This is a genomic window from Acidovorax sp. GW821-FHT11A03, assembly GCF_058809075.1.
Genome location: NZ_JBXASG010000003.1, coordinates 464,981 through 485,465 on the forward strand (window position 1 = coordinate 464,981; position 20,485 = coordinate 485,465).

Sequence of the window (20,485 nt, forward strand, 5' to 3'; positions counted from 1 at the left end):
CTTTAAAGATTCATTTGATGTGAATATTTTATCCAATAAAATTCTCGGTAGATGCATCTTTTAATTGACCTGGGGCAAATCCCATGCGCCTGACCCAATGGACCGACTACACGCTGCGGGTGCTCATGTACTGCGCTGCCACCGAAGGCCGCCAGCAGCCGGTGACCATCACCGAGGTGGCGCAGGGCTACGGCATCTCGCGCAGCCACCTGATGAAGATCGTGCAGCAGCTGTCCGCCCAGGGGTTGCTGGAGACGACGCGCGGCCGGGGAGGCGGCATGCGGCTGATGCGGCCTGCGGGCACCATCAACATTGGCGCGGTGGTGCGGGCCACCGAGACGGATTTCAATCTGGTGGAGTGTTTCGACCCCGCCACCAACCAGTGCCGCCTGAGCAGCCATTGCCGCCTCAAGGGCGTGCTGTGGCAGGCCATGCAGGCCTACCTGGCGGTGCTCGATGGCGTGACGCTGGAGGATCTGATGGCGCCACAGGCCGCCGCCCTGGGCTTCGGCGCCCTGCCCACCGTGGCTGTGCCGCGCAACGGGGCCGCGCGGCGGGCCGCGCCGGATGGGGATTGAATTCTGAACGAAAAAGGGCTGTGGCGCTTTACTGTCAAGCGCAAGGTGCTATTAAAAACATAGTCATCGAGGTGGGTTACCCCGGCTCCCCGAACGCCTGCCGGTAGCGGGCGGGGGTCAGGCCCACATGGCGCGCGAATTCGCGCGTGAAATGCGGCTGGTCCGCGAAGCCGCAGGCAAAACCGATCTCCGCCAGGCCGTGGCGCTCCTGCAGCAGCCACTGCGCGGCGGCGCGGGCCCGGGCCTCCGCCACGATGCTGCGGCAGCTCAGGCCGGTGCCTGACAAGGCCCTTTGCAGGCTGCGGCGCGCGAGCCCCGCCTGGCGCGCCAGCGCATCCACGGTGTGCGGGGCGGCGGGGTCTTGCAGCACATGGCGTGCAAGCGCATGCGCGAGGGGCGGCCAGGGCAGGGGATCGCACAGGCCGGTGGCGGCACTCGGCGGCGGCGCCTCGGGGGCGCGTGCGCCGCTGGCTTGCCAGTGCAGCACCCACTGGTCCACCCTGCCGTGCGCCATGAGTTGCGCGAGCCGTCCGTCCAGGTCCCCGGCCAGTCCCCCTCCCTGCCGGTCATCGGCATCCCATCGCAGGCGGGACGCCGCCATCTCCACCCCCAGTGCGCGCACGCCCAGGGCCTTTCCGGCGCCCAGCAGCACACCCAGCACGGCGAGGCTTTCGGTGGGCAGGGGCGGCTGGGCCACGCCAGCGCGTGCGTGGTGGCGCAGCTGCAGGCGCCCTGGGCCCAGGGCCTGCACGCTGACCTGATGGCGGGAGTGGACGTAGCGCTCCAGGCGCTGCCAGCGGGCGAGCAGGGCGGCCATGTCGGCGGCGCCCATCAGGGCCCGGTGCACGGGGTCGCCTTGCAGCAGGTCCACCCGCTGGGCCAGCCGCAGCAGCATCGCGGGCCCGCCCTGCCGCAGGATGGCTTCCACCACCGCGCGCTTGCAGGCCAGGGGCACGCGGCTGCCCTGGGGACCGCCGTGCAGGCCATGGGGCGCGGGCGGCGGCGCCAGGCCGTGCGCGTGCATGGCGCGCACCAGCAGGCGGACCATGGCGGCGCTGGCGAAGTCTTGCATGGGGCCGGATTGTGCCCGCGCGGCCTAGCGCGGGGCCAGCGCGTGTTGCACGTCCGCGCGGCGCACGGGCAGGCGGGTGAATCGCACGCCGGTGGCGTCGCGCAGCGCGTTGGCGATGGCCCCCGCCCCCGCGACCATGGCGGTCTCGCCGGCGCCCGTCGGGGGCTCGCGGCTGTCCACCAGGTGCACGTGCAGCGGCGGCACGTCGCCCATGCGCGGCAGCGGATAGTCGGCGAAGGTGGTCGCCGCCACGCCCGAACGCGCCACGGGGACTTGCTCCAGCAGCACCATGCCCAGGCACCAGACGAGGTTGCCCTCGGTCTGGGCGCGCACGCCATCGGGCTGCAGGACGAGGCCGCAGTCGTGGGCGCACCAGATCGCGGTCACGCGCACCTCGCCCGTGCCCCGGTGCACCTCCACATCGGCCACGGCGGCGGCGTAGCTCAAGCCCTTGTAGATACCGCCCGCGATGCCGCGGCCGCGCAGCGTGGTGGCGTCGCTGCGGGGGCGTTCGCCCCAGCGCGCGTGGCTGGCGGCTTGCGCCAGCACGGCGCCAAGGCGCGTGTCCGAGGTGTGGCGCAGGCGCCAGTCCAGCGGGTCGGCCCCCGCGAGGCGCGCGCATTCGTCCATGGCGCTTTCCACGGCCAGGGTGTTGGGCCCCGCGCCCAGGCCGCGCCAGGGGCCCGTGTGCACGGGCAGCCGGGCGGCGGTGAATTCGATGCGCTGCCGGGGCACGCCATACGGCAACTGCGCGCCGCGCGCCACGCCGCTGTCGCCCGCCAGGTCGGCCAGGCGTTGCATCCACACCGGCATGGCGGCGGGCGTGAACAGGATGTGGCTGCTGGCGAAGGCATGCCACCAGTGGGTCAGGCGCCCCTGGTGCACGCGGGCGCGGATGCGGTGGCTCGACGGCGGGCGCTGGAAGCCCTGGGCAAATTCCTGCGCGCGGCTCCATTGCACCTTGACCGGCGCGCCCGCCGCCTGGGCGAGCACGGCGGCTTCCAGCTCCACCGTGCACAGCGTGCGCCCGCCAAAGCCGCCACCCACGCGGCAGGCCTGCACCGCGATGCGCCCCGCCTCCAGGCCGAGCTGGCGGGCGAGCACGTCGCGGATGTAGAACATATCCTGCGTCCCGGCCCATACGCGCAGCGCGGGGCCTTCGCCTTCCTGCGGCATCCACTGCGCAGTGGCGCTGCGGGGCTCGATGGGAGCGTGGGCGGCCAGCGGGATGTCCATGCGCAGGTCCAGCGTCCACAGGGTGTCCCCGGGCACGTCGTCCTGGCGCACGGCATGCTGCAGGCGGCCACGGCGCAGGTGCTGGTCGATGTCGATGCGCTCGTCGATGGCCGGCTGCCCGAAGGCGCCATCCACCTCCCATTGCACGGCCAGCGCGGCCTCGATGCGGTCGAGCGCGGCGGGCGTGCGCGCCACGATGCCCAGGCCCCGGCTGCCCATCTGCCGCAGGCGGGGGCTTTGCAGCACGGCCACGCAGGCGGGGTCGGCGCGCGCGGCGGCCTCGTCGAAGGACCGGGGGTGCGAGGTCAGCTCGGCCGACACCGGTGCGCGCAGCACGCGTCCGTACAGCAGCCCGGGCAGGCGCGTGTCGCCCGCGAACAGGGGCTGGCCCGTGACGATGGCGTGCAGCTGGCCGGGGGCCGGGGCGGCGGGCGGCCGGGCGCCTGCGCGCGGCTGCAGGCTGCGCAGGGCGCTGGCAGGGATGTCGCGCGCGCCGAGCGTGCCCGTGGTCCGCCCCTGGGCCAGCGCCTCGCGCAGGGTGGCGCAGGCGCGTGCCAGCGGCAGGGCGAAATCCTGCACGCTGGCGCTGCCCACGGTGGCGCGCATGCGGGCGATGTCGGTGGTGGCGGGCAGCCGCAGGTGCACCTGCGCGGGCGGCACGCCCAGCTCCTGGGCCGCCAGGCCCTGCAGCGCGGCGCTGATCTGCTGGCCCATCTCGGTGCTGGGCAGCCACAGCGTGTAGCGGCCGCCTTCGTGGCGTATCCAGCCCAGGGCGTCATCGGCGGTGGAGGTGGGGCGCTGGGGGATCACCGGCACCAGCGAGCAGCCCGCCAGCGTAACCGTGAGCGCCCCGGCGCCAGCGGCGGCCAGAAACTGGCGGCGCTTCATGGCGCGGTGCCCTGGGCGGCCTGGTGGATGGCCGCCCGTACCCGGTGCTGGGTGCCGCAGCGGCACAGGTGGGCCGACATGGCGGCGTCGATCTGCGCATCGGTGGGCCGGGGCGTGGCGCGCAGCAGCGCCACCGCGCCCATGATCTGGCCGCTCTGGCAGTAGCCGCACTGGGGCACGCGCAGGTCCAGCCAGGCCTGTTGCACGGGGTGCAGCGTGCCGTCGCCCGCAGCCAGCCCTTCGACGGTGGTGACGGCGCGCCCCTGCAGCCCGCGTGCGGTGTGCAGGCAGGCGCGCTGCGCCACCCCGTCAATGAGCACCGTGCAGGCGCCACATTGGCCCACGCCGCAGCCAAAGCGGGTGCCGACCAGGCCCAGCGGCTCGCGCAGCAGCCAGAGCAGGGGCTCGTCCTCCCAGCCGGGCGGCACGGGCTGGTGTTGCTGGTTCAGGGTGATGTGCATGCGGGCCTCCGGTGGTGGTATGGAGGCCAGTGTGCAAAGGCAGGGGCGGCAGGTCTTGAAGATCTGCGCCAGACGGACCGGTGCGGCAAGGGGCTCGCCACACCAGGGATATGAATGAAAATGGCCGCTAGCGCTTATTCTTCAAGCGCTGGTAGCTATTATTTCGGGAGCATTGCATTCCACTGCGGCATGGTCTGCGCCCACCACAGGCGCAGGCGCATCGCCCATTGCGGCGTATAGCCCGAGGTGGCGAACCGCACCTGGCCCTGGGCGTCGATGACCACCAGCGCGGGCACGGCGCGCACGCCCCAGCTGCGCGAGAGCGTGCCCTGCGGGTCCACCGCCGTGGGCCAGGCCATGCCGCGTTGGCGCTGCACCTGCGCGACCCGCTCGGCATTGCCCGATTGCATGGCCACGCCCAGCAGGGGCCAGTCGGTGGACAGGCTGGCGATGCCGGGCTCTTCCAGCTTGCAGACCGCACACCATTCGGCCCAGAAATGCAGGGCCACGGCCTGGCCGGGGTGCTGCGCGCGCCATTGCGCCAGGGTGGTGCCGGCGGGCGGGGTGGTGGTGGCGCCGGTGGGGGTTGACGCCATCACCAGCAATGCATCGGGCGCGGGCCCCCGGGGCAGATCGCGCGTGCGCCAGGTGTCCACCGCCACGACGGCGATCCACGCCAGCGCGAGGGTGGCCAGGTGCTGCTTCCAGCCAGTGCGCAGTGAGAACCATGCGCGGGCGAAGAAGGACCGGAGCATGGCGGGGCGATGCGCGGGCGAAGGACTGTGGATCAGCGCAGCACTTCCAGCAGGCGGTCCAGCCCGCCCTGGTTGATGGCCACCTTGGCCTGCGCACGCACGGCGGGCTTGGCGTGGTAGGCCACCGACAGGCCCGCGGCATCCATCATGGGCAGGTCGTTGGCGCCGTCGCCCACGGCGATGGCCTGGGATGGCGCAATGCCCATGAGCGAGGCCACTTCCAGCAGCGTGCGGCGCTTTTCCGCGCCGTCGCAGATGTCGCCCCAGGCCTGGTCCACCATGCGGCCGGTGAGCTGGCCGTTGTCCACCTCCAGCATGTTGGAGCGGGCGAAGTCGATGCCCAGCCCGGCCTTCACACGGTCGGCAAAGAAGGTGAAGCCGCCCGAGACCAGCAGCGTGGTCAGGCCCGCGGCCTTGGCGGCGGTGATCAGCTCCTGGGCGCCGGGGTTGAAGCGCAGGCGCTCGCTGAACACCTGCTCCATGTGCTGCACCGTCACGCCTTTGAGCAGGGCCACGCGCTGGCGCAGGCTTTCCTTGTAGTCGGTGATGATGCCCTGCATGGCGGCTTCGGTGATGGTGGCCACCTCGGCCTTGCGGCCGGCGGCATCGGCGATCTCGTCCACGCACTCGATGTTGATGAGGGTGGAGTCCATGTCGAACGCGATGAGTTTGTAGGCGGACAGGGACAGCGGGGGTTCGATGCCCTGGACAACAAGGCCGGGGGCGAATTCGGTGGCGTTTTTCATGGCGGGGCGCTCTTGGCAAATGCGGAGATCGGAACCCGCAATGGTATCGCCCGCGCCCCGGGGCTCGGGCGGAGGCGGGCAGGGCCGCATCGGCCCGGCGCCTGCTGGCGATGCCGGCGTGGAAAAACGGCAACGGTCCCCGCACAGCGGGCCGGAGCGCGCACGGCCGGGCGCATATGATTCCCGCACAACATGCAACGGAGGGAGGCAGGCGATGGCGATGCACAGGGGACGCAGGGCGGCTGGGCAGGCCGGCGCCGCACCGATCAACCGCAGGCAGGCCACGGCCGTGCTGCTGGCCGGTGCCGCCGCACCCTTCGCGGTGGCGGCCGCGCAAGATGCCGCGGCGCCCGCACCACAGGCCGCCCCCGCCGTGGCCCCATGGCCGGGCGACGACTGGGCCGAAAGCACGCCCGAGGCCCAGGGCATGGATTCCGCGGCGCTGGCCAGGCTCATCGGCTACGGCGCCGCGCAGGGCATGGACAGCCTGCTCGTCACGCGCCACGGCACCCTCGTGGCCGAAGCCTTCTACGCCCCCTACCGCGAGGGGCTCCAGCACGCCGTCAACTCCACCACCAAGGGCATCGTCGCCACGCTCACCGGCATGGCCATCCAGGACGGGCTGATCGCCTCGCGCGACGTACCCGTGCTCGACTTCTTCGAAGGCCGCCAGGTCGCCAGCGCCGATGCCGCCAAGAAGGCCATGACCCTGGGCCACCTGCTGGACATGACCTCGGGCCTGCACTGGATCGAGCCGCTGAGCGACGCCGTGCCCGAGACCATGCTGCAGCTGGCCCGCGCGCGCGACTGGCAGGGCTTCGTGCTTGACCGGCCCATGGCCCAGGCGCCTGGCGCGGGCTTCAACTACAACACCGGCAACACCCACCTGCTCTCGGCCATCCTCGCGCACAAGACCGGCGGCAGCACCCTGGCCTATGCGCAAAAGCGCCTGTTCGGCCCCCTGGGCATCACCGACGTGCGCTGGCGCAAGGACCCGCAGGGCATCGAAATGGGCGGCTGGGGCCTGTACCTGCACCCGCGCGACATGGCGCGCATCGGGTACCTTTACCTGCGCCGGGGCCAGTGGAACGGCCGCCAGCTGCTGCCCGCCGCCTGGGTGGAGCAGGTCTTCAATCCGGTGGTGGACATGGGTTTCGGCAGCGCCGCGCCTGCCTTCAGGTACGCCAACGGCTGGTGGAGCATCCCGTCCAGGCGCGCCTACTTCACGGCCGGCTTCAACCGCCAGCTCATCGTGGTGCTGCCCGACCTGGACGTGGTCGTGGCGGTCACGGGCCGGCGCAACTACCCGCTGCCTCCGTTCCTCGACCAGATCATTGCGGCGGCCCGCTCGCACGAGCCGCTGCCCGCCGACAGCGCCGCGCAGGAGCAGCTGGCCGCGCGCATCCGCGACGCCGGGGTGGAAAAGCCCAGCACCAGCCCGGCCACCACCCCCGAGCTGGCCGCCACCGTCTCGCGCAAGGCCTGGGTGCTGGAGCGCAACCCCCTGGGCATCCAGCGCCTGGTGCTGGACCTGACCCCCGCCAATCCGCGCTATGAAGTCACGTTCGATCCCGGCCGTCCGGAGCTGCCGCGCGAGCCCGTGGCCGGCCCCCTGGGCCTGGACGGCCTGTACCGCACCGCCCCGCAGGGCCCCGACAGGGTCATCGCCATCAAGGGCCACTGGCTCGATGCGCAGAGCTTCCAGCTCATCTCGCGCTCGGTGGCCGATGGGGAGGTCACCGTCATCATGCTGAAATTCGAGGATGGCGGGAAGGCGGTGAACGTGGGGCTGGAGAACAACTGGGGGGTCAGGGGGCAGGTGCGGGGGCGGGCTGCCGGGTAGGGGCGGCATGTGCGAGTTCCCTGGGTAAATTTCCACTGCAGCCTTGGCCCGGTTTGGGACATGATGGACGCACACCCGTGCCAAGACGCCTGAACAGCCATTTTGACCAGAAGCCCATGACCCTCGCCCAGTCCGCAGCACCAGCGCCATCCAGCCCCCTGGGCCGCCTGCGCGGCCTCCAATCCATCGCCCGCGAAATGTCCGACGCCCCGGTCGAGATCCGCGGCCAGATTCCCCCATGGCTCATCGGCGGCAGCCTGCTGCTCAACGGCCCGGCGCTGTGGGACCTGCCGCACGGCAGCTACGAACACTGGTTCGATGGCCTGGCCATGCTGCACCGGGTACGGCTGGCCCCGGGGGACATGGGCGGGGCCAGTGCCACCTACCGCAGCCGCTACCTGCAGACCGACGACCTGCGCGAAAGCCTGGCGGCGCGCAAGCCGGCGCGTGCGGCCTTTGGCACGCCGGACCCGGCGGGCTTCTTCACACGCTTGCGCCGCCTGCGCCACCCCAAGGTGACGGACAACGGGGCGGTGGTGATGGCGCGCATCGGCTCGCAATGGGTGGCGCAGACCGAGACGCCGCTGCTCACCAGCTTCGACCCCGACACGCTGGCCACCACGGGGCGCATCGTGTACGACGATGCCGAGGTGATCCACGTGATGTCGGCCCATGGCATGACGGATGCGCAGGGCGCCTACTGGAACGTGGGGCTGGAGGTGGGCCCCCAGTGCACCTACAAGCTGTTCAAGATCGTCCAGGGCAGCCGGCGGCGCGAGGTGCTGGCGCGCTGGTCCGTGCGCCAGGCCGGCTACCTGCATGCGTTTGCGATGACGCCCACCCACGCCATCGTGTGGCAGCCGGCCATGCGGCTCAACGCGATCAAGCTGGCGCTGTCGGGCAGGGGTTTCATCGACAGCTTTGCGTGGAACCAGTCCCTGGGCTCGCGCATCGACGCCATCTCGCTCATCGACGGCAGCGTGCGCAGCTGGGCCGTGCCGGCGATGACCGGTTTTCATGCCGTGCAGGCCTGGGACGAGCCCAGCCCCGACGGCCGTGGCGCACCCGTGCTGGTGCTGGACCTGTGCACCACCGATGGCCCCGAGATCTTCAGCGCCCTGCGTCTGGAGCGCCTGCGCGCCGGGGTGCCGGTGGGCGTGCAGCACCGCGTGCAGCGCTACCGGCTGGAGCCCGGCCGCAGCCATGCGCAGCCCCGGACGCTGGTGGAAGGCGCCAGCGTGGAGCTGCCCGCCGTGCATGGCGCCTACTGGGGCCGGAAGCAGTCCCGCCACGCCTGGTTCGCGGGCTTCGACCCCGAAGGCAAGGCGCCCATGTTCGACCGTACCGTGAAGCTGGACCTGGACGGCGGCCGCATCGCCGGCATCTGGCAGCGCGAGGCCGCCGTGCAGATGGAACCCCTGTTCGTGGACCGCCCCGGCTCCAGCGCCGAGGACGACGGCGTGCTGCTGGTGCCCACGCTGGCCGAGGACGACACCGGCACGGTGATCGGCGTGGTCGACCCGGCCAGCATGCACTGCCTGGCCACGCTGCACCTGCCGCAGGTGGTGCCGTTCGGCTTCCATGCGGCGTGGAAGCGGGCCTGAGATGAGCGTCTTCACCTGCACCGCAACCGCACCGCGCCGGTAGCAGCGGTGCGCCCGGCGGTTTGTGCCTTGCCCTGGGCCCGCCTTGCCGAGCCAGGTGGCTGGCGCTAGAACAGGTCCTGCTGGGCCGAGGTCAGGTGGGAGAAACTCTCGCCCAGCGGCTGCAGGATGGCGTCCGCGATCGGCTGGATCTGCTTGGTGAGGTAGTGCCCGTAGTCGATGGGGGAACGGCGCGCCTCCAGCGGCTCCGGCCCGTTGCGGGTCATGACGTAGCGGATCCAGCCGCCGCTCTGGTACTGCTGGGGCCGGCCCCTGCGGGCGTTGTATTCGTCGGCCATGCGGGCGGCACGCACCTGTGGCGGGACGTTGGCCACGTAGGCGTCCAGGCGGTGGCGCAGGCGCTTGCGGTAGACGAGCAGGTCGTCCTTGCCGCCGGCCAGGGTGGCCTGCGCGTAGCCGGCCACGAAGTCCCGGTAGGGCATGCCCTGGAACACGCGCGAGAGCAGCCCTTCCTGGAACTGCCGGGCCAGGGGCGTCCAGTCGCTGCGGGCCATCTCCAGGCCGCGGTAGACCATCTCCTCCTTGCCCTCCACGTCCACGCTCAGGCCGGCGTAGCGCTTCTTGCTGCCCACGTCCGATCCGCGGATGGTGGGCATGAAGAACTTCCTGTAGTGCGTGTCGAACTCGATCTCGAGGTAGTTCTCAAGGCCCTGCTCTTCGCGCAGGGTGCGCGTCCACCAGGCGTTGATGTCCTTGACCAGCCCTGCGGCCACGGCGTGCGCCTCGGCGTTGGTGTGGGTGCGCCTGAGCCAGATGAAGATGGAGTCGGTATCGCCGTAGATGGCCTCGTAGCCGCGCTGCTCCACGAAGTCGCGGGTGGCTTTCACCATCGCATGGCCGCGCAGGGTGATCGCCGAGATCACCTGCGGGTTGAAGAAGCGGCATTCCGACGCACCGAGCACGCCGGCGAACGAGTTCATCACCAGCTTCAGCGCCTGGGACAGGGGCTCGTTCTTCGCGCGCTTGGCCTCGTCGCGCGCGCGCCAGAGGGTGGTGACGATCTCCGGCAGGCAGTGCCTGTCGCGCGAGAAGCGCGTGCCCAGCGGGCCCCGGATCAGCGGCGCCGCGTCGCTGGCGTGCAGGCCCTCCACATACCCCACCGGGTCGACGAGGAAGGTGCGGATGATCGAGGGGTACAGGCTCTTGTAGTCCAGCACCACCACGGAGTCGTAGAAGCCGGGCCGGGAGTCCATCACGTAGCCGCCGGGCGAGGACTTGCCCTGGATCTCGCCCACATTCGGGGCCACGTACCCCAGGCGGTGCATGCGCGGCAGATAGTGGTGGCTGAACGCGGCGATGGAGCCGCCGAAGTGGTCCATCTGCAGGCCGGTGGTGTGGGCCCGCTCCATCACGAACTGCAGCAGCCGGGCCTTCTCGAAGATGCGCAGCACCAGCTCGCAGTCGCGGATGTTGTAGGTGGCCAGCGCGGGCTTGTCGTGCTGGTAGCGCCGCTCGATCTCGGCCATCTTGTCGTACTCGTCCCCGATCTCCTTGCCCTCGCCGAGCAGTTGCTGCGAAACGTTTTCGAGGCTGAACGACGCAAAGCTCCACACGGCCGCACGCAGCGCCTCGATGCCGTCGATGACCACCCGCCCGGGCATGGGCGCGAAGAGGTAGCCCTGCTTGCCCGGGTGCGTGCGCCAGGCAATGGGCCGGCGCTCGCGGCCCGGCAGCAGCGGCGTGGCGCACTCGTCGGCGGTCTTTTGCAGCACATGCAGGTCGAACTGGATCACGTTCCAGCCGATGACCACGTCCGGGTCGTTGCGCTCGAACCAGTCGTTGAGCTGCTCGATCATCGCTTGGCGGGTGGGGCAGTAGACGAGCGCAAAGCCCGGGGGCTCCGTGGGCGCGGAGGGCGGCTCGCCCAGCATGTACACCACGCGCTCGGCCATGCCGTCGAGCGCGATGGAGTACAGCGCCTGGTGCTGGCTGGTCTCGATGTCCAGCGACACGACCTTCAGCGTGGGCCGGTAGTCGGGCGCGGGCAGCAGCCTGCAGTCCACGCGGGCGCCGTTTTCGGTGCGCCCGCCTTCCACCAGCACGCCAGCGGTGATGAAGCGTTCCATCAGGTAGCGCTCGTGCGGGCGCACATCGGCTTCGAGCAGGGAGATGCCCAGCTGCTGCAGCGAGCGCGCCAGGCGCCCCAGCTGCCGAAAGTGCCTGGCGTAGACCCCGATCACGGGCTCCTGCTGAAAGCTCTTGAGGTCGAGCGCGCGCAGCTCCACGTCCGGCAGGGCCAGGAGCTGCGCGTCCACCGTGCCCCGGTGCCGCGCCTCGACGAAGGCCACCGAGGTCTGGCCGGTCAGCAGCACCTTCAGCGGCCCGGCATCCGTCGCCAGCCAGTACTCGATCTCGGTGCCCGCCGGTGTGTCCCGCCAGTGGCGCGTGAGGATGAAGCCCTTCATGGGGATGGAGGCCACGGGCAGGCAGAAGGCACGCAAGGGGGTGGGAGGATCGTCGGGGTGCTGATTCTCGCCGAAGCAGCGGGCGGATGCCGTTGCCCCGCCACGCTCACCCGGTGTGGCGCTGGCGCCTTGATTCACCGGCCCGGAGTGGGGCCTTTGCCGGCGGTGCCCGGCGCTACGATGGCAGCCCCTGCAAGCACGGAGCATTCCGATGTTCAGTTTCCTGGTCGATATTGTTGTTGGCTTTTTCGAGTTCGTGGTCGATGTGCTGCTGTTCCGGTCCCAGCGCGACAGGCGCGGAAGCCGGGAGCGCGGCGTGGCCGAGGACACGCTGGCGGTGGCGCACTTCGACTTCGTGACGCTGGTGCTGATCTCGCTGGTGAGTGCGGGCCTGATGCTGCTGCTGGCCTTCGCAGTCGGTGTCCCGGTGGGCTGGAGCGTGGCCATCGGCCTGGCCGTGGGCGTGGCCTGGGGGCTGTGGCGCTATGCCCGGTTGCTGCGCGAGCCCTGACCGCCCCACCGCGCTGACGGGGTTGCCGAAGCCCGGCAGGCCCGCAGAGTGCCAGATCCATGGGTGTGGGGCGATTCTTCGGGGATGGTGCAGGCCTTTCGGGGTGGGAGGTCCGCCAGGGCGGCGGCCTACTGCGGCACCAGCCCCGCCGCCTTCACCAGCTCGGCATGGACCTTGATCTCCTGCGTGATCGCGTCCTTGAGCTGCTGGCCGGTGCCCGGCGCCACTTCCATGCCGCTGGCGGCGAGCTTGGCCTTGGTGTCAGGGTCGGCCAGGGCGGCGTGCGCGGCGCGCTGCAGCCGGTCGATGACGGGCTGGGGCGTCTTGGCCGGTGCCAGCAGGCTCACCCAGGCCGAGAGGTTCATCTCCGGCGCGCCCGCTTCGGCCATGGTGGGCGTCTGCGGCAGGGTGGCGGTGCGCTGCGAAGCCATCAGGCCCAGCGCATGCAGCTTGCCCGACTGGATGTGCGGCAGCGCCTCGGGCAGCACCGCGAACAGCATGTCCACCGTGCCGGCCAGGGCGTCGTTGATGGCCGGGGCGCCGCCCTTGTAGGGCACGTGCAGCAGGTCGGTTTTGGTGCGGGTGGTGAACATCAGCCCCGCCAGGTGCTGCGGGCTGCCGTCGCCCGACGAGGCGTAGGTCAGCTTGCCCGGCGCGGCCTTGGCGGCGGCCAGCACGGCGGCCACGGTGGGGAATTTCTGCTTGTCCTTGACCACCAGCACCATGGGCTGGTTCACGAACTTGGTGACGGGCACGAAGTCGGCTTCGGGGTCGTAGGGCAGGGTCTTGAAGATGCTCTTGTTGGTGGTGAGGAAGGACGCCGGCGAGACCATCAGCGTGTAGCCATCGGGCGCGGCGCGCGAGACCAGCGGCGTGCCGATCTGCCCGGATGCGCCGGCCTTGTTGTCCACCACGAAGGGCTGGCCCAGCTCGGCCGCCATCTTCTGCGTGACCACGCGCGCGATCATGTCGGCGCTGCCGCCCGCGGGAAGCGCCACGATGACCTTGACGGGGCGGTCAGGGTAGGTGCCCTGGGCCCAGGCAGAGGCTGTGCAATACAGCGAAAGAACGGTACAGGCCAGGGCCGGGGCAAGACGTCGAAATTGCATGGAACAGCTCCCAAGGGTGGACGGACAGCACGCCAGGCGAGCCCCCGCGGGCGCGGGTGGGCATCGCCTTTTCGCAGGTATACCGCGTGTTCCGTTCTCAAGCAATTCCTGCACCAGACCTCCCTGCACGCCAGGAAGAGGCCCCTCGAAGCGCCCGTTTGCTCTTTTTTTGATAGCTGCTTGCGCTGAATGAAAAAGCGCTTCAGCCCTTTTTCTGATGCAGGTACAGATCGTCCGACCAGGTGGCCAGCCATTCGGGCTTGAACGCCACGAACACCGCGCACAGCATGCCGGTGACCACCGCGTCGCCCCAGGCCATCAGCCAGCGCGCCACGAGCGAGAGCTGGTCGCCCACACCGGGCAGCGTGTGGCCGCTCCATTGCGACAGGGTGCCCGCCACGAACAGGCACAGCGCCGTGCCCAGAAACCCCCGGCCCAGTACATAGACGAAGGCGCGCACGCCCGCGAGCGATCGGGCCCCCGCCAGGCGGCGCAGCGCCACGCCCAGCAGCAGCGCCAGCGTGGCGGGCACCACGCCCTGCCACACGGCGATGCCCAGCGCATCCCATCCGCCCAGGCCGGGCGAGACCCACGCAGCGATGGCGCCCACCGCCAGCAGCGTCGGCACGGCCAGCGGCCAACCCAGCATGAGCAGTACCAGGCACGCGCCCGACCACTGCAGTTGCAGCGGCATCTGGTGCAGCGTGGGGAGGGCCCAGACCCAGGGCAGCAGGACGAGCGTGGCCAGCAGCGGCGTCCACAGCGGGGCGGGGGCGCCGTGCCCTGCCTCATGCGCCAGGGGCTTTCGGCTGGCCAGCAGCCGCCAGGGCCGGGCGGCCAGCGCGGCAACCAGGGCGATCAGGGCCAGGGCGGCTTCCATTTCTAAATTACTATTGTTTTGATAGCTTCTGGCGCTTGATGGATAAGCGCTGGGGGCCTATTCGAATCATGTCTGCACGCGCTAGGCCACCAGCGGCTGCCCCAGCGAGCGCAGGATGTCCCGCACCATCTGCGCGCGGTCCTTCGGGTCCTTGAGCTCGCGCTCGATGCGCAGCTTCTCGTTGCCCGCCAGCTTGATGTGCTTGTTCTTCTGGATGAGCTCGATGATGCGCATCGGGTCGATGGGTGGCTGGGGCTTGAAGGTGATGTTGATGACGCCCGGGGCGGCATCCACTTTCACCACGCCGTAGGGCTGGCTCAGCACGCGCAGGCGGTGCACGTCGATGAGGGTCTGCGCCTGCGCGGGCAGCTTGCCGAAGCGGTCCACGATCTCTTCGAGCAGGCCGTCGATCTGGTCGGGGTTCTTGGCCGTGGCCAGCTTCTTGTAGAACGACAGGCGCAGGTGCACGTCGCCGCAGTAGTCGTCGGGCAACAGGGCGGGGGCGTGCAGGTTGATGTCGGTGGTGACCGACAGGGGCGAGAGCAGGTCCGGCTCCTTGCCGGCCTTGAGCGCCTTGACGGCTTCGTTGAGCATCTCGTTGTACAGCTGGAAGCCCACCTCCAGCATGTTGCCGCTCTGGTTCTCGCCCAGCACCTCGCCGGCGCCGCGGATCTCCAGGTCGTGCATGGCCAGGTAGAAGCCGCTGCCCAGTTCCTCCATCTGCTGGATGGCATCCAGGCGCTGGGCGGCGTGCTTGGTCAGGCCCTCGGTGTCGGGCACCATGAGGTAGGCATACGCCTGGTGGTGGCTGCGGCCCACGCGCCCGCGCAGCTGGTGCAGCTGCGCCAGGCCGAACTTGTCGGCGCGGCTCATGATGATGGTGTTGGCCGTGGGCACGTCGATGCCGGTCTCGATGATGGTCGAGCACAGGAGGATGTTGTAGCGCTGGGCCACGAAGTCGCGCATCACGCGCTCCAGTTCGCGCTCCGGCATCTGGCCATGGGCCACGGCGATGCGGGCCTCGGGCAGTATCTCTTCGAGCTTCTGGCGGCGGTTCTCGATGGTCTCCACCTCGTTGTGCAGGAAGTACACCTGCCCGCCGCGCTTGAGTTCGCGCAGCACCGCCTCGCGGATCACGCCCGTGCCCTCGTTGCGCACGAAGGTCTTGATCGCCAGGCGCCGCTGCGGCGCGGTGGCGATGACCGAGAGGTCGCGCAGGCCTTCCAGCGCCATGCCCAGCGTGCGCGGGATGGGCGTGGCCGTGAGGGTGAGCACGTCCACCTCGGCGCGCAGGGCCTTCATCTGCTCTTTGTGGCGCACGCCGAAGCGGTGTTCCTCGTCGATGATCAAGAGGCCCAGGTTGTGGAACTTGGTGGACTCAGACAGCAGCTTGTGCGTGCCCACCACGATGTCCACCGTGCCGTCGCCGATGCCCTTGATAGCCGCAGTAATCTCCTTGCCCGAGCGAAAGCGCGACACCTCGGCCACCTTCACCGGCCATTTGCTGAAGCGGTCCACCAGCGTCTGGTAGTGCTGCTCGGCCAGCAGCGTGGTGGGCGCGAGGAAAGCCACCTGCTTGCCGCCCGTGACGGCCACGAAGGCCGCGCGCAGGGCCACCTCGGTCTTGCCGAAGCCCACGTCGCCGCAGACCAGGCGGTCCATGGGGCGGGGGCTGATCATGTCCTGGATCACCGCGTGGATGGCGGCGTTCTGGTCGGCCGTCTCCTCGAAGCCGAAGTCGTTGGCAAAGGTCTCGTAGTCCTGCGGGCTGTAGCGGAAGGCATGGCCCTCGCGCGCGGCGCGGCGGGCGTAGATGTTGAGCAGCTCGGCCGCGCTGTCGCGCACCTGCTCGGCGGCCTTGCGCTTGGCCTTTTCCCATTGGCCGCTGCCCAGCTTGTGCAGCGGCGCCTCGTCGGCACTCACGCCGGTGTAGCGGCTGATCAGCTGCAGCTGGCTCACGGGCACGTAGAGCACGGCCTTGTCGGCGTACTCCAGGTGCAGGAACTCCTGCATGGCGGGCGTGCCGTCGGGGTTCTTGTTGCCCACGTCCATGTTGACCAGGCCGCGGTAGCGGCCGATGCCATGCGCGCTGTGCACCACGGGGTCGCCCACGTTGAGCTCGGCCAGGTCCTTGATCAGCGCCTCGACGTCGCTCACCTGCTCCTGCTTCTTGCGCCGGCGCGTGGTGGGGCCGGCGGCAAACAGCTCGGTCTCGGTCACGAAGTCGATGCCGTCCTCGATCCAGCTGAAGCCCACCGTGAGGCCGGCGGTGGCAATGCCGACCTTTTCGTCGGTCGTGCCCTGGAACTCGGCCAGCGAGTCGAAGGCCGGCGGGTTCACCCCGCTGGCGCGCAGAAAGTCGAGCAGGCTCTCGCGCCGGCCGGCGCTTTCGGCCAGCAGCAGCACGCGGTGCTGGGTGTTGCGGATGTGCGCGTGCAGCCGGGCCAGTGGGTCCTCGGCACCGCGCACCACCGACAGGTCGCCGAGCTTCTGGAAGTGCGGGTTGTCATCCACGTCCTCCACGCCGGGGCGGATGGACAGCTGCGCATGCTCCTTGGCGCGCGTGTAGAACTGGTCGGCCGAGAGGAACAGCTCCTCGGGCGGCAGCACCGGGCGCTCGGGATCGCCCTGCACCAGGCGGAAGCGGTCTTTCGTGTCCTGCCAGAAGCGCTGGAAGGCCGGCTCCAGGTCGCCGTGCAGCACCACGGTGGCGTCTGACCCGAGGTAGTCGAACACCGTGGCTGTTTCATCGAAGAACAGCGGCAGGTAATACTCGATGCCGGCGGTGGCCACGCCCGCGCCCATGTCCTTGTAGATGCGGCTCTTGGTCGGGTCGCCTTCGAGCATCTCGCGCCAGCGGCTTCGGAACTTGGCGCGTGCCTCGTCGTCCATGGGGAACTCGCGCCCGGGCAGCAGGCGCACCTCGGGCACGGGGTACAGGCTGCGCTGGCTGTCGGGGTCGAAGGTACGGATGCTGTCGATCTCGTCGTCGAACAGGTCCACCCGGTACGGCACCAGCGAGCCCATGGGGAACAGGTCGATCAGCCCGCCGCGCACTGCGTATTCGCCGGGGCTGACCACCTGCGACACGTGGCTGTAGCCCGCCAGCGTGAGCTGCGCCTTGAACTTGGCCTCGTCGAGCTTTTGCTTGACCTTGAAGTGGAAGGTGTAGCCCGCCAGGAAAGACGGCGGCGCCAGCCGGTACAGCGCTGTGGTGGCGGGCACCAGCACCACGTCGGCGCCGGTGTCCTTGTCCTTTTGGCTGATGCGCCAGAGGGTGGCCAGCCGCTCGCTGATCAGGTCCTGGTGCGGCGAGAACGTGTCGTACGGCAACGTCTCCCAGTCCGGGAACAGCGCGCAGCGCAGCCCGGGCGCGAAGAACGCCATTTCCTCGATGAGGCGCTGCGCATCGGTGGCATCGGCCGTGACGATGGCGGTGGTGCGGCCGGCGGCCTTGTCACGCTCGGCCAGGCGGGCCAGCAGCAGGGAGTCGGCACTGCCCACGGGGCGGGGCAGGGTGAAGCGTTTTCCGGGGGAGAGTTTGGGCAGTTCCATGCGCGCTGTGTCGTCTGGGCCCACGGCATCCCCTGGCGCACAAAACGCACGCAGGCCGCACGGGTGGGCAACCGGAGATTCTAGAATGGGCGGGCCATGACTGCTGTGCTGTTGCCAACACCCCTCGTTCCCTTGTCCGCCCACGGACGTTTCTGGGCGCTGGTGCCCTGCGCGGGAACGGGGTCGCGCGCCGTGGCGGCCCCGCCTGCGGCAATGGTGCCGGCCCCGGGCCTGTCTGCCGGGTCCACGCTGGGGGTCTTTTCCGCGTCCGAGGCGGCGGCACCACCCGTCGCTGCGTTGCCCAAGCAATACCACCTGGTGGCGGGGCATCCCATGGTGCTGCACACGCTGGCGGCCTTTGCCGGGGTGGGCCGGCTGCTGGGCACGCTGGTGGCCGTGGCGCCGGGCGACCGTTTCCTGGATGCGCATGCGCACCCGGCGTACTTCGCGGTCGAATGCGGCGGCCCCACGCGCGCCGATACGGTGCTGGGCGGCCTGCGGGCGCTGCTCGCGCGGGGCGCGCAGCGGGATGACTGGGTGCTGGTGCACGATGCGGCGCGCTGCCTGGTCACCACGGCGCAGATTGACCACCTGATCGATGTGTGCGCGCAGGACAGCGTGGGCGGCCTGCTCGCACACCAGCTGGCCGACACGCTCAAGACCTCGATCGACGGCCCCGGGGGCGTGCGCGTGGCCTCCACCGTGGACCGCAGCAACAAGTGGCTGGCGCAGACGCCGCAGATGTTCCGCATAGGCCCCCTGATGGACGCGCTCGACAAGGTGGGATCGAACGTGACCGACGAGGCCAGCGCCATGGAAGCCATGGGCCTGCACCCGCGCCTGGTGCCCGGCGGCGCGCAGAACTTCAAGGTCACCTACCCCGACGATTTCGCGCTGGCCGAGGCCGTGCTGGCGCAGCGCGGCCATGGCACCACGCTGGCCCGCTTTGGTGGCGAACGCGGGCAGGGGGCGACCGAGACGGGGCGCAAGACGATTTTCTGAGCCTGCCCGCGCAAGGGCAGGACGACCATGAGCCCCTGGCGGGCAGAAGGCGAACGAACAGATGAACTTCAGGATTGGAGAAGGCTGGGATGTGCACGCACTGGTGCCCGGGCGGCCGCTGGTGATTGGCGGGGTGACCATCGAGCACACCCTGGGCCTGCTGGGCCATTCCGATGCCGACGTGCTGCTGCACGCCATTACCGATGCGATCCTGGGGGCCGCGGGCCTGGGGGACATCGGCCGCCATTTTCCCGATACCGATGCGCAGTTCCGGGGCGCCGATTCGGCCGTGCTGCTGGCCGAGGCCGCGCGCCGCGTGCGCGCCGCGGGCTACGCCATCGGCAATGTGGACAGCACGGTGGTGGCCCAGGCGCCTCGCCTGGCGGCCCACATTGCCGGCATGTGCCAGTGCATTGCGAAGGCCCTGGGGGTCGACCCCGGCCAGGTCAACGTGAAAGCCAAGACCGCCGAGCGCCTGGGGCCCGTGGGGCAAGGCCTGGCGATGGAGGCACGGGCCACCGCCCTGATTTTCAAGGCCTGACCCTCTGCGGCGGCAGCGCGTCCTGGGGCGCGCTTCGTCAGGCGCTTTCGCGCCCGATGATCGCGAAGCCGATGTCCACCACCGGTTCGGCCACGGGGCGGCCCTCGGCGCGGTCGGCGATCAGTCGGGCAGCCGTCTGGCCCATGCGCGTGCCGTCGATGCGCACGGTGGAGAGGCTGGGGCTCACGGTCTGCGCGAAATCGATGTCGCCAAAACCCATCACGGCCAGTTGTTCCGGCACGGACATGCCGCGCACGCGGGCTTCGGTCAGCACGCCCAGGGCCAGCATGTCGGAACTGCAGAACACGGCGTCGATGTCGGGGTGCCCGGCGAGCAGCGCGGCCAGGCCGTCGCGCCCGTCGGCATGCGTGGTGGGTGACTTGCCCAGACGCACGGCAGGCGCGCGCAGGCCCAGGCGCTCGGCGGCGGATTCGAAGCCCCGTGCGCGGCGTGCGGCGCGCTCGTCGCCGCCACTGAGCAGTGCCAGGCGGCGCCGGCCTCTGGAGTACAGATGCTCGCACACGGCAGCGCCCAGCTGTTCGTGCCGCAGCCCCACCAGCATGTCGATGGGCGTGGAGGTGAAATCCCAGGTCTCCACGATGGGGATGCCCGATGCCATGAGCATGCGGCGCCCTTCGGGCGAATGCATGATGCCGGTGACCACGATGCCGTCCGGGCGCCGGCCGACGATGGCGCGCAGCAGCTCGTCCTCGCGCGAGTGTGCATAGCCGACCTGGCCCACCATCACCTGGAACCCTCGCAGCTCCAGCGCATCGGTGAGCGCCTGCACCATCTCGCCGAACAGCGGCCCAGTGAGCGTGGGCACCAGCGCGGTGACCACATGGCTGCGCGCCGATCGCAGGCCCCCGGCGACCAGGTTGGGCACGTAGCCCATGCTGGAGACGGCCTCCTGTACGCGCACCCGCGTCGCCTCCGACACCTGGTGCGGTGTGTTGATGGCGCGCGAGACGGTGATCATCGAGACCCCGGCCCGCTCGGCCACCTCGCGCAGCGTGACCGAAGGACGGTCGCGGGTGGCGGGCGCAAGGGAGGGGGAGGGCGGGGAGGCTGGCATGCGGGGAAGTCTATAAGAACCTGTTCAGTCTCCTTGGGGAGTCGCACAAGTGCTTTGCCGGGACGGGATGCCAGGCGCGGTGCGCAGCCGATGGCCCGTGCTATCGGCAAGCGCCGCAACGCCGCAGACCGCCCGGCAAGGCTGTTGCCCTTCTGGTTGGAGTG

The 20,485-nt window shown here is 70.3% G+C and carries 16 protein-coding genes; 6 read left to right on the forward strand and 10 right to left on the reverse strand.

Annotated features, from left to right (window positions below):
• Positions 1-83 precede the first annotated feature (83 nt).
• On the forward strand, positions 84-578 hold the full coding sequence (locus tag AC1RVY_RS09430) for an RrF2 family transcriptional regulator (RefSeq protein ID WP_218340836.1): 495 nt from the start codon (positions 84-86) through the stop codon (positions 576-578).
• 76 nt (positions 579-654) lie between these two features.
• Here AC1RVY_RS09430 and AC1RVY_RS09435 read toward each other — a convergent pair whose 3' ends face one another.
• The 5 genes from AC1RVY_RS09435 to serB all read right to left on the reverse strand — a co-directional run bounded on the left by AC1RVY_RS09435 (position 655) and on the right by serB (position 5,736).
• The gene (locus tag AC1RVY_RS09435) at positions 655-1,650 is read right to left on the reverse strand and encodes a helix-turn-helix transcriptional regulator (protein WP_218340837.1); all 996 of its coding nucleotides are present in this window, start codon (positions 1,648-1,650) and stop codon (positions 655-657) included.
• A 24-nt stretch (positions 1,651-1,674) separates the two neighbouring features.
• Entirely contained in the window at positions 1,675-3,774 is a 2,100-nt protein-coding gene (locus AC1RVY_RS09440; RefSeq protein WP_492806364.1) for a xanthine dehydrogenase family protein molybdopterin-binding subunit, read from the reverse strand.
• Positions 3,771-4,235, reverse strand: coding sequence for a (2Fe-2S)-binding protein (locus AC1RVY_RS09445; protein WP_218294202.1), 465 nt, complete (start codon positions 4,233-4,235; stop codon positions 3,771-3,773). The genes AC1RVY_RS09440 and AC1RVY_RS09445 overlap by 4 nt, the downstream gene beginning before the upstream one ends.
• A 158-nt stretch (positions 4,236-4,393) precedes the next feature.
• Positions 4,394-4,990: a redoxin domain-containing protein gene (locus AC1RVY_RS09450; protein WP_218294203.1), complete on the reverse strand. Its 597-nt coding sequence runs from the start codon at positions 4,988-4,990 to the stop codon at positions 4,394-4,396.
• A gap of 32 nt (positions 4,991-5,022) precedes the next feature.
• Positions 5,023-5,736, reverse strand: a complete 714-nt coding sequence (serB, locus tag AC1RVY_RS09455; protein ID WP_492806365.1) for a phosphoserine phosphatase SerB — start codon at positions 5,734-5,736, stop codon at positions 5,023-5,025.
• Positions 5,737-5,956: 220 nt separating this feature from the next.
• Here serB and AC1RVY_RS09460 point away from each other — a divergent pair, with 220 nt between their 5' ends.
• Together AC1RVY_RS09460 and AC1RVY_RS09465 are read left to right on the forward strand one after the other, a co-directional pair.
• A complete protein-coding gene (locus AC1RVY_RS09460; protein ID WP_492806366.1) occupies positions 5,957-7,579 on the forward strand; it encodes a serine hydrolase domain-containing protein in 1,623 nt (540 codons plus the stop codon).
• 116 nt (positions 7,580-7,695) lie between these two features.
• Positions 7,696-9,183, forward strand: a complete 1,488-nt coding sequence (locus AC1RVY_RS09465; protein ID WP_492806368.1) for a carotenoid oxygenase family protein — start codon at positions 7,696-7,698, stop codon at positions 9,181-9,183.
• Between the two features lie 107 nt (positions 9,184-9,290).
• Here AC1RVY_RS09465 and AC1RVY_RS09470 read toward each other — a convergent pair whose 3' ends face one another.
• The gene (locus AC1RVY_RS09470; RefSeq protein ID WP_369643889.1) at positions 9,291-11,648 is read right to left on the reverse strand and encodes a DNA polymerase II; all 2,358 of its coding nucleotides are present in this window, start codon (positions 11,646-11,648) and stop codon (positions 9,291-9,293) included.
• Positions 11,649-11,859: 211 nt separating this feature from the next.
• Between AC1RVY_RS09470 and AC1RVY_RS09475 the strand changes: the two genes are divergently transcribed.
• Positions 11,860-12,159 (forward strand): hypothetical protein, encoded by a 300-nt coding sequence (locus AC1RVY_RS09475; RefSeq protein WP_369642224.1) that lies wholly within the window; start codon positions 11,860-11,862, stop codon positions 12,157-12,159.
• Between the two features lie 128 nt (positions 12,160-12,287).
• Here AC1RVY_RS09475 and AC1RVY_RS09480 read toward each other — a convergent pair whose 3' ends face one another.
• From AC1RVY_RS09480 to mfd, 3 genes are all read right to left on the reverse strand, one after another.
• Positions 12,288-13,268 carry a Bug family tripartite tricarboxylate transporter substrate binding protein gene (locus AC1RVY_RS09480; protein WP_492806370.1) on the reverse strand — a complete coding sequence of 327 codons (981 nt, stop codon included), beginning with the start codon at positions 13,266-13,268 and terminating at the stop codon, positions 12,288-12,290.
• Between the two features lie 202 nt (positions 13,269-13,470).
• The gene (locus AC1RVY_RS09485) at positions 13,471-14,148 is read right to left on the reverse strand and encodes a hypothetical protein (RefSeq protein ID WP_218294208.1); all 678 of its coding nucleotides are present in this window, start codon (positions 14,146-14,148) and stop codon (positions 13,471-13,473) included.
• 81 nt (positions 14,149-14,229) lie between these two features.
• Positions 14,230-17,703, reverse strand: coding sequence for a transcription-repair coupling factor (gene mfd / locus AC1RVY_RS09490; RefSeq protein WP_492806372.1), 3,474 nt, complete (start codon positions 17,701-17,703; stop codon positions 14,230-14,232).
• Between the two features lie 96 nt (positions 17,704-17,799).
• Between mfd and AC1RVY_RS09495 the strand changes: the two genes are divergently transcribed.
• Both AC1RVY_RS09495 and ispF read left to right on the forward strand, forming a co-directional pair.
• Entirely contained in the window at positions 17,800-18,705 is a 906-nt protein-coding gene (locus AC1RVY_RS09495) for an IspD/TarI family cytidylyltransferase (RefSeq protein WP_218294210.1), read from the forward strand.
• A gap of 61 nt (positions 18,706-18,766) precedes the next feature.
• Complete coding sequence (ispF, locus tag AC1RVY_RS09500; RefSeq protein ID WP_492806374.1) at positions 18,767-19,246, forward strand: 2-C-methyl-D-erythritol 2,4-cyclodiphosphate synthase; 480 nt, start codon at positions 18,767-18,769, stop codon at positions 19,244-19,246.
• Positions 19,247-19,283: 37 nt separating this feature from the next.
• Here ispF and AC1RVY_RS09505 read toward each other — a convergent pair whose 3' ends face one another.
• The gene (locus AC1RVY_RS09505) at positions 19,284-20,321 is read right to left on the reverse strand and encodes a LacI family DNA-binding transcriptional regulator (protein ID WP_218294212.1); all 1,038 of its coding nucleotides are present in this window, start codon (positions 20,319-20,321) and stop codon (positions 19,284-19,286) included.
• Between the last annotated feature and the right edge of the window lie 164 nt (positions 20,322-20,485).